General features: G+C 74.0%; 8 protein-coding genes. 4 read left to right on the top strand and 4 right to left on the bottom strand.

Going from position 1 to position 11,702, the window contains the following annotated elements:
• Positions 1-59: 59 nt before the first annotated feature.
• Both WCD58_RS03285 and WCD58_RS03280 read right to left on the bottom strand, forming a co-directional pair.
• Positions 60-1,388: an ATP-dependent 6-phosphofructokinase gene (locus WCD58_RS03285; RefSeq protein WP_337699438.1), complete on the bottom strand. Its 1,329-nt coding sequence runs from the start codon at positions 1,386-1,388 to the stop codon at positions 60-62.
• Between the two features lie 54 nt (positions 1,389-1,442).
• A complete protein-coding gene (locus WCD58_RS03280; protein WP_337699436.1) occupies positions 1,443-4,148 on the bottom strand; it encodes a helix-turn-helix transcriptional regulator in 2,706 nt (901 codons plus the stop codon).
• 438 nt (positions 4,149-4,586) lie between these two features.
• Between WCD58_RS03280 and WCD58_RS03275 the strand changes: the two genes are divergently transcribed.
• The 3 genes from WCD58_RS03275 to WCD58_RS03265 all read left to right on the top strand — a co-directional run bounded on the left by WCD58_RS03275 (position 4,587) and on the right by WCD58_RS03265 (position 8,767).
• Positions 4,587-6,299 carry a peroxidase family protein gene (locus WCD58_RS03275; protein WP_337699434.1) on the top strand — a complete coding sequence of 571 codons (1,713 nt, stop codon included), beginning with the start codon at positions 4,587-4,589 and terminating at the stop codon, positions 6,297-6,299.
• Complete coding sequence (locus WCD58_RS03270; RefSeq protein WP_337699432.1) at positions 6,296-8,227, top strand: trypsin-like serine peptidase; 1,932 nt, start codon at positions 6,296-6,298, stop codon at positions 8,225-8,227. The genes WCD58_RS03275 and WCD58_RS03270 overlap by 4 nt, the downstream gene beginning before the upstream one ends.
• 84 nt (positions 8,228-8,311) lie before the next feature.
• A complete protein-coding gene (locus tag WCD58_RS03265; RefSeq protein WP_337699430.1) occupies positions 8,312-8,767 on the top strand; it encodes an SRPBCC family protein in 456 nt (151 codons plus the stop codon).
• Positions 8,768-8,804: 37 nt separating this feature from the next.
• Here the strand turns inward: WCD58_RS03265 and WCD58_RS03260 are convergent, their stop codons facing one another.
• Both WCD58_RS03260 and WCD58_RS03255 read right to left on the bottom strand, forming a co-directional pair.
• Entirely contained in the window at positions 8,805-9,122 is a 318-nt protein-coding gene (locus tag WCD58_RS03260) for an STAS domain-containing protein (protein WP_337699428.1), read from the bottom strand.
• On the bottom strand, positions 9,119-10,723 hold the full coding sequence (locus WCD58_RS03255; protein WP_337699426.1) for an ATP-binding SpoIIE family protein phosphatase: 1,605 nt from the start codon (positions 10,721-10,723) through the stop codon (positions 9,119-9,121). The genes WCD58_RS03260 and WCD58_RS03255 overlap by 4 nt, the downstream gene beginning before the upstream one ends.
• Before the next feature lie 112 nt (positions 10,724-10,835).
• On the opposite strand from WCD58_RS03255, the gene WCD58_RS03250 reads away from it, so the two are divergent.
• On the top strand, positions 10,836-11,702 hold the full coding sequence (locus WCD58_RS03250) for an exodeoxyribonuclease III (protein WP_337700781.1): 867 nt from the start codon (positions 10,836-10,838) through the stop codon (positions 11,700-11,702).

Raw genomic sequence — 11,702 nt, 5'->3', positions numbered from 1 at the left:
GGGGCAATCCGGACATCGCCCGATCAGAGCAATTTGCTGACGTTCCGTAGTCGAACGGTCTATGCGCTGAACGACGCCGGCTGCCCCGTCGCCTCGAGCACCGACATCCACAGGTCGCCGTCGGGGTCGACCTGGTTGCGGTGCGAGGTGATCAGCGACATCGGGATGTGCACGAACCGGCGTCGCCAGCGCACGACGACCGTGTCGGTGCGCCCGGCCATGCCGGCGTGGACCGCGGCGTGGGCGAGCCGCACGCAGTAGACGCTGTCGTAGGCGTTCGCGGCGACGCTGCGGATGGCGTAGCTGGGGTCGAGGTAGCGCACCGTGGGCGGCAGGCCGACCGCGGTCAGGTGCTCGGTGAGCTTCTGCTTGAGGAACAGGCCGATGTCGCCGAGCTTGGTGTTGCCCGACGCGTCGGTGGTGCGCCCCTCCTCCTCGAGGAGCTCCTGGCCCGCGCCCTCGGCGACCACGAGGACCACCTGCCCGTGCCGGCGCACGTGGTCCTCGACCCGCGCCAGGACGCCGTTCGGCCCGTCGAGGACGAAGGGCACCTCGGGGATGAGGACGAAGTCGGCGTCGTTGTTCGACAATGCCGCGTAGCAGGCGATGAAGCCCGAGTGCCGGCCCATGAGCTTGACGATGCCGACGCCGTTCTCGGCGGCCTGCGACTCGACGAACACCGAGGCGATGAACTCGGTGGCCTGCGCGAACGCCGTCTGGAACCCGAAGCTCTGGTCGGTGAAGGGCAGGTCGTTGTCGATCGTCTTCGGGACCCCGACCACGGCGATGTCGAGCCCGCGGGAGTCGATCTCCTTGGTGAGCTTCATGGCGCCGCGCATGCTGCCGTCGCCGCCGATGACGAACAGGACGTCGATGCCGAGGCCGACGAGGGTGTCGACCATCTCCCCGGGGTCCTGGTCGCCGCGCGAGCTGCCGAGGATCGTGCCGCCGTCGTTGTTGATGTCGCGCACGGCGTGCAGGTCCAGCTCCACCACGCGCTCGCGGTGCTGCTCGGTGAGGCCCGCGTAGCCGTTGCGGAAGCCGTAGATGTGGGCGACGTGGTAGTGCTCGGTGAGCTCCTGCACGATGCCGCGGATGACGTCGTTGAGCCCGGGGCACAGGCCGCCGCAGGTCACGATGCCGACGTTCGTCGTCGCCGGGTCGAAGTAGACCTTCCGGCGGGGCCCGGCCGCCTCGAGGCTGGGCAGCCGGTCGATCGGCACCCCGCGTCCCAGCAGCACCGACACCGTGTCGTCGACGAGCACGCGGTCGTCCTCGTGGACGTAGTGCGGCGAGGTCCGTTTGGAGGCCAGCATCTCGGCGAACGGGGAGTCGTACCGGCACTCGCCGAGGGTGCGGACGCGCAGGTCGTCGAGCTCGAGCGTCACGGGAGGCTCCCGGGTCGTCGTGGCGGACCGGCGGCGCTACCGGCTCTGTATCGTTCACGATAACCGAGACGCGTCGCCCGTCCCGTCGGGGAACCGGCGCACCAGCTCGCTGCGCGACCGGAGCCCGAGCTTGCGGTAGACGCGGGTCAGGTGGTTCTCGACGGTCTTGCGGGAGACGAAGAGGGCGGCTGCCGCCTCGTCGTTCGACCGACCCTCCGCGACGACCCGCGCGACCTGGAACTCCTGGGGCGTCAGCGATGCCCACGCGGTCTGCGCGGGGGAGCGGCGCGGCGAGGAGACCCCGGCCGCGGCGAGCTCCGACTCGGCGCGCGCCGCCCACGGCGCGGCCCCGAGGGTGACGAACGCCGCGTGCGCGTCGCGGGCGGCGGACCGCGCCGCGGTCGGGCGGCGCAGGCGGCGCAGGCACTCGGCCTCGGCGAGCAGGGTCCGCGCGCGTTCGAACGGCTGGTCGCACCGGGTGTGGAGCTCGCGGGCCCGGGTGAAGCACGCGGCGGCCTCGTCGGCGTCGTCGGCGAGGAACCCCTGGCACCGGGCCGCCGTCGCGGCCGGGAAGACGAGACCGGATGCCCCCTTCGGCTCCCACCAGGCGAGCACGTCGCGGGCCCGGCAGGCGTCGCCGCGGCGGACGAGGGCCTCGACGAGATCCGGGCCGTAGGGCACGACGTTGGTCGCCTCGAGGCCGTCGGCGCGCGCCCGGCGGTGGGCCTGCTCGAGGTGCTCGACGGCGACGTCGGTCTCCCCGGCGACGAGGGCGGCGAGCCCCTCCACCGCCGGCGCGTAGGTCTGCAGGCAGTCGATCCCGTGCGACCCGACCTCGGCGAGCACGCGCCGGGTGCTCTCGCGGCTGCGGTCCACGTGCCCGGCGGCGGCGTCCAGCCGCGCGAGGACCAGCGCGGCGATCGCGGCGGTGCCCGCCTCGCCCCGCTCCTCGGCCCACCGGCGGGCCTCGACGGCGTCGGCGCGCGCGGCGGGCCAGCGCCCGCGCCACCAGTCGAGCTCGGCGCGCACCGCGTGGGCGTACGCCAGCATCGTCGCCGTGCCGTGGCGACGTCCCGCGGTCAGGAGGGCCTCGATCCGCCGGTCGGCGTCCTCGTAGCGCTCGGTGTGGACGGCGACCTGGGCGAGCTGGGCGGCGTGCTGCAGCTCCCACGGGCCCGTGCCGGGGTCGAGACCGTCGAGCAGGGCGAGCGCCTCGCGGCTCTCCCCGCCCAGCACGAGGGCGCACACCTGCGCCACGTCCGCCGACCCCGGCGCGAGGTCCGTCGCCCGGCGGGCGAGGTCGAGCATCGCGTGGACCCGGCCCGCCATCCCGGCCGGCATCGTCGCCTCCGTGTAGAGCGCGGCGGCCGCCCGCGCGTCCACCGGTGCCACGCGCTCGGCGGCCCGCACCAGGTCGGTGTAGGCGCGCCGAGGGTCGCCGAGCCAGGCGGTCGCCCGGCTCCGGACGACCTCGACGTCGACGCCGAACGCCACGTCGTCGTCCAGCGCCGCGGCGGCCTCGGCGTGCCCCGCCGCCTGGTCGAGTGCCCCCGCGAGGAGGAACTCGCGCGCGGCCGCGAGGAAGCGTTCGGCGCGGTGCCCGCGGTCCGTGGTGAGCTGCGCGGCCCGCGCCCACGCGTCGCCGGCGGAGCGGTGACCGCCGAGCGCGGTCGCCTCGGCGGCGGCCGCCGCCAGCTGGGCGGCGACGGCGTCGTCGACACCGTCGACGGTCGCGGCGAGGTGCCACGCGCGCCGCGCGCCCGTGGTGCGCGCGGCGAGGGCGAGGTGCACCCGGCGCGTGATCGTGGGATCGGCGCCGAGGACGACCGGGCGCAGCAGGGGATGGCGCAGGAGACAACGGTCGCCGTCGGCGCGGACGAGGCCGGCCTGCTCGGCGAGCCGGCGGTCGGGCGCGGACACCCCGAGGTCGGCGAGCACCCGGTCCACGACCTCGGCGTCCGCCGACCCCGCAGCGGCGACGACCGTCACGGCGACGCGCGCCGCCTCGGGAAGGCCCGCGAGCGCGCACGTCCACAGCGACGCGAGGGCGGGGCCGGGTCGCGGGGTCGTCGTCCGGTCGCCGGTCAGGTGCCGCGCGTTCTCGACGAGGGCGAGCGGGTGCCCGGCGAGGTCCTCGACGAGCCGGTCGAGGGCGACCGGGGGGAGCCGGTCGGCAAGGGGGCCGAGCAGTCGCCGGCTCTCGTCGGGAGGGAGCCCGTCGAGGTCGACGACGAGCGCGCCCGGCACCGCGCGGCTGCGGTCGCGCGTCGCGAGCACCAGCGCGACCCGCGACGAGCGCAGGCGCCGCGCCACGAACAGCAGGACCTCCGTCGACGGCGTGTCGACCCACTGCAGGTCGTCGACGACCACCAGCAGCGGCTCGCGGTCCCCGGCCGCCTCGAGCAGGCCGAGCGCCGCGGCGCACACCGCGAGCGACCCGCCGGCCCGCCCGGCGCGAAGCGCCACACTGACCTCGAGGGCCTCGCGCTGGACGTCCGGGAGCGCGGGGAGCGCGCCGCGCAGCGGCCGGACGAGGTCGGCGAGCACGGCGAAGGGGAGGTGGGACTCCGCCTCGCTCCCGGCGACCCGCACCGTGCGGCCCCTCGGGGTCGTGCGCGCGAGCAGCTCGGTCTTGCCGATGCCGGGCTCGCCGCGCACGAGCGCCACCCGCTCGGGACGGCGCCCCGCCACGAGCGCGCCGAGGGTCTCGATCTCCGCCGCGCGCCCGACGAACGGCGCCGCGTCCGTCCCTGCGGTCATCGTGTCCCCCCGTGGTGGTGTCACCGGGGCGTGCGTGGTGGGTGGGACACAGGATGCCGCTGGTCCCTCGGGCGGTCGTGCCGCCTTTCGGGTCGGACATGGGGGATTTCCCGGGTGCCCGGGAAAGGCGTCCTACGCCGTCGGGATGACGGAACGACCGTGCGCAATCGATCGGTCACGGATGGGTAGAGGTGCTGCGCGTCAGGAATGCGTGCGGTGACCGATCGAGTACGCGTCGCCACGACGGAATCCGGCGATGCGGGAGTTCTCCCCACTGCCGCTGCTGTGCACGGAGCGGAATCGTCGAAACCGGACAGGTAGGGGGCGCCGTGCCGACACGGGTGCTGTCCAGGTCGAGCCAGTGCGGTCGCGCGCGGCTCTCCGAGACCCCCGACGCCGCATCCGTCGTCGTCCCACCACGGTCCGAAGGAGAAGCGCATGAGCGAGAACGGCTCGACCCGGCGGGTCGTCGTCGGACTGCGACACGGTGGCCACGCCATCGCGGACGAGGCTCCCGGCGTCGACGATGCCGTCAGCAAGGGTTCCGTGCGCCTGAGCGAGGTGGCCCAGGATCCGGATCTGGAGAAGGCCGACCCCGCATCGGCACTGGCCATGGTCGGCGTCACCGACTTCGACTACCTGTTCCCGTCTCTCGTCGAGGAGGAGACCAACCTCCTGCCGGCGGGTAGTCCCCAGGTCGCACAGAACACGGTCGACGCCCTCAACGACCTCGGCAACGCGATGGTCGAGCAAGGGCCGTCCACCCAGAACGCTCCCATCCCCCCGATCCACACCTACTGGGGCCAGTTCGTCGACCACGACCTCACCGCGGCGACCGACAACAACTCGGTCATCGGCATCGACGCCGTCCCCTTGACACCGACGGCGCCGGCCGACGTGAAGGCGAAATTGAAGAACGGGCGCAATCCCGCGCTCAATCTCGACTCGGTGTACGGCGACGGGCCCTTCGCGGTATCGGACCCGTCCAAGGTCGTCGTGCCTTACCAGGATGGCGACAGGGCCAAACTGAAGCTCGGGACGCTCACGGCGCTCAACGGCTCCGGTGGTGTGCGCATCCCTCCGGTCGACGACGTGGAGCGGGACCTCCCGCGGGTGAACCGGAAAGCCCAGATCGGTGACGGCCGCAACGACGAGAACCTCGTCGTCGCCCAGCTGCACGTCGCGTTCCTGCGCTTCCACAACGCCGCGGTCGACTGGGTGCGCGACCACGAGCCCCAGCGGACCGGAGTCGGCGAGGTGTTCTCCCGCGCACGGGAGCTGACCCGCTGGACCTATCAGTGGCTCTGCGTCCACGACTTCCTCGGCGCGGTGCTCACCCCCGGAACCGTGGACCACGTCCTGGCGAGCGAGGACGACCTCCTCGGGCTCGCGGGCCGATCCAAGCCCTACATGCCGCTCGAGTTCTCGGTGGCGGCCTTCCGGTTCGGGCACAGCATGGTGCGCGGTGCCTACGACTGGAACCGCAACTTCGGCGCGCCCGGGGACTTCGTACCGAATGCCGGCTTCAACCTGCTGTTCCTGTTCACCGGCGACGGGAAGCTCGGCGACAACCCGACCCTGCCCGACAACTGGCCCGCCGAGTACGACCGGCTGGTCCGGACCGATCCCGCCTTCGTGGCGCGTGCCGCCCGTCCGATCGACACTCGCCTGGCACTCCCTCTCACCGAGATGGAGAACCAGCTCGTGGGTACGTCGGTCACGTCGTCGAGCGACCTGGGCATCCTGCTCAAGCACCTCGCCCGGCGGAATCTCCTCCGCGGATTCGCTCTCAGCCTCCCCACCGGTCAGGCGGTCGCCGGCAAGCTGGGCATCACGGCCCTGACGGCGACCGAATTGACCGACGGGCTCGACCAAGGGGTGCGCGACGCCCTGGACAAGGGCGGGTTCGTCGACCGCACCCCGCTGTGGTTCTACGTGCTCCGCGAGTCCGAGGTGAAGTCCAACGGACACGCCCTCGGTCCGGTGGGCAGCCGGATCGTCGCCGAGACGATCATCGGCCAGATCCGGAACGACCCGCGCTCCTATCTGAGCCAGACGGCGTGGACGCCGGCCGACGGCGTCAAGCTCCAGGACGGGTCCGCGGTCACCTCGATCGCGCAGTTCATCCGCTTCGCCGGGTTCCCGGTATGAGCACCAGCCTGCGCGACCAGCAGGACCTCGCCGCCGCGCGGTACAAGGACCGCGCCCCGGAGCGTGCGGCGACCGAGCGCAAGCAGGAGGCGACCGGGACGCTGGTCGCCGACGAACCCGACCAGATCCGCGCCCGGGCCGAGCGGCTCCTCGGCGACGCCGTGGGCGTCCGCGCGGTGCGGCAGGCCGCGCGGACCGAGGGTGCGCTCGAGCGGATCATCGCCGAGAACGACCTGCAGCCGAGCCTCTTCCTCGGCCGCGGGACGGCGATCGCCGAGTCGGTCGGCCGGATCTCGCTGGCGGGCGGCGGGGCCGGCACCGGCTTCCTCGTCGGCCGGCGGCTCCTGCTGACCAACAACCACGTCCTGCCCGACGCCGCCACCGCGGCCGACGCGTTCGTGGAGTTCGACTTCGAGCTCGGGCCCGACGGCCGGCCGGAGACGCCGGCCGCGTTCTCCCTCGACCCCGACACGCTCTTCCTCACCGACGCGGAGGTCGACGCCAGCCTCGTCGCCGTCGCGCCGGCGAGCGGTGTCGTCGCCGGCGACAAGTACGGGTGGAACAAGCTGCTCAAGCAGCAGGGGAAGATCGTCATCGGCGAGGCCGCGAACGTCATCGGCCACCCCTCGGGGCGCCGCAAGGAGATCGCGGTCCGCAACAACCGGCTGCTCGACCAGCTGGACCTCTTCCTGCACTACGAGGCCGACACCGAGCCGGGCAACTCCGGGTCGCCGGTCTTCAACGACCAGTGGGAGGTCGTCGCGCTCCACCACTCCGGAGTGCCGAGGACCGACGACGCCGGGCGGTGGCTGACCGTCGACGGCGCGGTGTGGGACCGCTCGATGGGCGACGCCGTCGTCGACTGGGTGGCCAACGAGGGCGCGCGGATCTCGGTGGTGCTCACGCGGCTGCGGGCGCTGGCCCGCACACCCGCGCAGATCGCCCTGGTCGACGAGCTGGGCGCCGAGGCGGTCGGCGCGATACCGGCCGAGTCCAGGGTGCGCAGCACGACGACGATCGCCCGCGAGGACACCGGCCGGCGGGGCGTCCGCGGCATCCCGGAGACGCCGCCCCACCTCGTGTTCCTGCACGGGCGGGCCCAGCAGAACCGGGACCCGGCCGAGCTGCGCCTCGCCTGGGCCGGCGGGCTCACGCGCGGGCTCGGGGCGGCCGGGCTCCCGCCCCTCGACCCGGCACGGGCGTGGTTCCCGTACTACGGCGACCGTCTCGCGCAGCTCGCCGGCCCGTCGGCCGTCGAACTGGCGGGGGCGAACGAGGACGCCGGGATGACGGCGGCCGAGCAGGGGGCTCCCGCCGGCTCGTCGGCCCGCACCACGTACGCCGCGCTCATCGAGGACGCGGCGGCGCGTGCCGGCTTCCGCCCGGACACGCCTGCGGAGGAGGGGCTCTCGGACCTCCTCGGTCCCGTCCAGGCGGCGCTGTCCCACCTCGCGGCCCGCAGCCGGCTCGACGACCTGTTCATCGCCGTGCGGTTCCGGGACATCGCGCTCTACCTGGACGACGACCGGGTCCGCAGCCAGGTCCTCGACACCGTGCTCGAGACGTTCCCGACGTCCGGGCCGGTGACGCTGGTGTCGCACAGCCTGGGGACGGTGGTCGCGCTCGACCTCCTGACCCGGGTGCCGCCGCAGGTGGACCTCCGCCTGCTCGTCACCGCCGGCAGCCCGCTCGGCCTGGACTCGGTGAACAAGCGGCTGCTCACGGACGGGCCCGTGCGACCGGACGTGCAGCGGTGGGTCAACGCCTGGTGTGTGGCGGACGCGGTGACGATCGGCTGCCCGCTCGCCCCGACCTGGGGCAGCGGCGTCGAGGACATCCGGACCGACAACCCGCTCACCGCGGCCCACTCGATCGCCGAGTACCTCGCCGACCTGCGCGTGGCGTCCGCGATCGGGGCCGGCGTCTGACCGGGCACTCCGGATGACGGTGAGCAGCGGGCCGCCGTGCGGGCTACGGTGCGGCGGTCCCGCTGCCGCCATCCGGAGGAACCCATGGCCGACGACGTCGTCGTCACCCGCACCGTCGACGCTCCCGCCGAGCGGGTCTGGGACCTGGTCGGCGACCCGGCCCGCATCGGTGCCATCTCGCCGGAGTGCCACCGCGTCGACTGGCTCGGCGGCGCCTCGGGACCCGCGCCCGGCGCGAGGTTCAAGGGCCACAACCGCAAGGGCCTGCTGCGGTGGTCGACCGTCGGCACGGTCGTCGAGTACGCCCCGCAGCGGGAGATCAGCTGGGACGTCGACCTCATGGGCCAGTCGGTCGCGCGGTGGGGCTTCCGCCTGACCCCCGAGGGCGACCGGACGCGCATCGAGCAGTACTGGCAGGACAAGCGCAGCCCGCTCGCCAACGTCGTCGGCCGGGCGCGGGCCTGGGACGTGCCCGCGGCCAACCGGCGCGGCATGGAGGAGACGCTCGACGCCGTCCGCCGCCACGCCGAGCAGGGCTGAGCCGGGCTGGACCGGGCTGGGCTGGTCGGGGCGCGGGTCACGCCTCCAGCGACGCCAGGCTCTCGAACCCGGAGAGCTGCAGCACCCGCCGCGTGTGCGAGCCGGGCGGCACGTCGACCCGCAGCTCGATCTGCAGCACCTCGAGCCGCGCGGCCAGCGCGAACAGCACCCGCAGGCCGGCGCTGTCCAGGTAGTCGAGATCGGCGAGCTCCAGGGTGACGGCGTTCGTCTCGTTCGGGATCGCCGCGGCGAGCTGCTCCTCGACGAGGGTCGCGTTCTCGAGGTCGACCTCGCCGCCGATCGTGATGCGGACGTCGGGGCCCTCGGGCCGGACGACGACGGTGGCGTCGGTCATGGCGCGTCCCCTCTGATGCGGCGCCGGAAGGTCACGGTCGTGCCGCCGGCCCCGGCGATCACGTCCATCTCGTCACTGCACTGCCGGATGAGGGCCGTGCCGCGCCCGCGGTTGTGCCCGCGGGCCGACCGCCAGCGGCCGTTGTCCCGCACGGTGGTCACCACCGATCCGCCCTCGCGCTCCATCTGCAGCGTCAGCGTGCCACCCGCGGGGCCGTAGGCGTGCTCGACGACGTTGGACGCGGCCTCGCCGGCGGCGACGAGGATGTCGGCCATGTCCTCCCCGGTGGCCCCGGCGGCGCCGAGCCAGCGGCGGACCGCCGACCGGATGTCCGCGAGGACCCGCGGGACGGCCGGCACGACGATGTTCAGCGGCACGACCGCCGGCGTCACACCCCGCCGGAGCACGAGCATGGCGACGTCGTCGTGCACGGAGTCCGCCCCGATCATGCGGTGCAGCACCGAGGCGCACACCGCGTCCGCGTCGGTGTCCGCGTCGATGACCTCGCACAGCGTGTCGAGACCGACGTCCAGCGACCGCCCGCGCCGCTCGACGAGGCCGTCGGTGTAGAGGAAGAGCAGCGACTGCGCCGGCAGCTCGATCGTCGTCGTCCGCCGCGGCGGGCCGACCGACACGCCGACCGGCAGGTCGACGGGCACGTTGATCAGGCTCGCCTCGAACCCGGAGCGCGCCATCACCGGCGGCAGGTGGCCGGCGGTCGACAGCGACAACGACTCCAGCGACGGCTCCACGATCGCGTAGAGCACGGTCGCCATCACGTTCTCCTCGAAGTGCTGGACGTTGGCGTCCAGCCGTTCGATCACCTCGGCGGGGTCCTCCTCCTCGAGGGCGAACGCGCGCAGCGCGCTGCGCAGGCGGCCCATGACCACCGCGGCCTGCAGCCCCCGGCCCACGACGTCCCCGATGACGATCCCGAGACGCCCCGACGGCAGGGGGAACACGTCGTACCAGTCGCCGCCGAGACCGCCCGCCTCGCCGGGGACGTAGCGCGCCGCGAAGTCGATGCCGGTGACCTTGGGCAGCGCGCCGGGCATGAGGCTGCGCTGGAGCACCGACGCCGCCGCGCGGTCGAGGCCGTGCAGGTGCGTGCGCGTGACCAGGGCGATCCGGTCGGCGGCCGTCTGCAGGAGGTCCGCGTCGTCGGAGGTGAACAGCCGCGGGCGCAGGGTGCCCACGTGCAGGACGCCGAGGACGTCGCCCTCGACGATCAGCGGCACGCCCAGCAGCGAGCGGATGTCCTTCTCGCGAAGGATCGGGTTCATGACGTTCGAGTGGTCGACCTCGTCGATGACCACGGGCCGGCGCTCGGCGGCGATGCGCCCGGCGAAGCCCTTCCCGACCGGGATGCGGACCCCCTGGCGCACCTCCTCCTCGATGCCGCGGGCGGCGGTGGCGACGAGGTTGTCGCCGGCGGCGTCGATCAGCAGCACGGCCGCGGTGTCCGCCCCGAGCAGGGCGCGGACGCGGTCGAGCAGCTCGGTGAGCAGATCCTCGACGTCGAGGTGGGCGAGGCCGGTGTCGGTGATCTGCTCGATGCGCCGCAGCCGGTCCTCATCGGTGACGGGGCTGGACGCTGCCATAGGGGCGAACGCTAGTACGCGCGCCCGACGTCACGGAACGACCGTGGCCCCGAAACGAATCCGCATCGGGGTGACGACGCCGTCGGCGGGGCTGTCGGTGCTCCCGGCTAGCGTGGCGGGCGTGCGACTGGCGACCTGGAACGTGAACTCGGCCAAGGCGCGCGAGCCGCGGCTGCTCGGCTGGCTCGACGAGCGCGCGCCCGACGTGGTCTGCCTGCAGGAGACCAAGCTGTCCGACGAGGCGTTCGACGAGTCCTTCGGCGCCCCCCTCGCCGAGCGCGGCTACGCGGTCGCCCACCACGGCGAGGGCCGCTGGAACGGCGTCGCCCTGCTCTCGCGCGTCGGGCTCGACGACGTCGAGGAGGGCCTGCCCGGCGGGCCGGGCTACCCGCACCAGGAGGCGCGCGCGGTCACCGCGACGTGCGGCGGCCTGCGGGTCACCTCGGTGTACGTGCCGAACGGGCGCGACCCCGCCGACCCCCACTACGCCTACAAGCTCGAGTGGCTCGCCGCCCTGCGCGACAGGGTCGAGGCCGCCGGGGCGGACTCGGCGGTCGTCGCCGGCGACTTCAACATCGCCCCGGCCGACCCCGACGTCTACTCGGTCGAGGCGTTCGCCGAGTCCACCCACGTCACGCCGCCCGAGCGCGAGGCCCTCGCGGCCCTGCTCAAGACCGGGCTGCACGACGTCACCCGCGAGCGCTGGCCCGACGAGCGGGTCTTCACCTACTGGGACTACCGCGGCGGCGCGTTCCACCAGGACCGCGGCATGCGCATCGACCTCGTGCTCGCGGGCGAGCCGGTCGCGCGGCGGCGCGCCGCACTCTGGGTCGACCGCCAGGCCCGCAAGGGCACCGGCCCGTCCGACCACGCGCCGGTGATCCTCGATCTCGACGAGGCCCCCGACGGCGACATCGGGCCGGTCGTGCCCCCGCCCTCCCTGGGCGCCAAGAAGGGCGGGTCGCGCAAGAAGTCCTGA

The sequence above is a fragment of the Actinomycetospora flava genome, from assembly GCF_037400335.1.
In the GTDB taxonomy this organism is placed as follows: Bacteria; Actinomycetota; Actinomycetes; order Mycobacteriales; family Pseudonocardiaceae; genus Actinomycetospora; species Actinomycetospora flava.
Note: the sequence above shows the minus strand (reverse complement) of the source record. Positions and strands in the feature narration are given on the sequence as shown.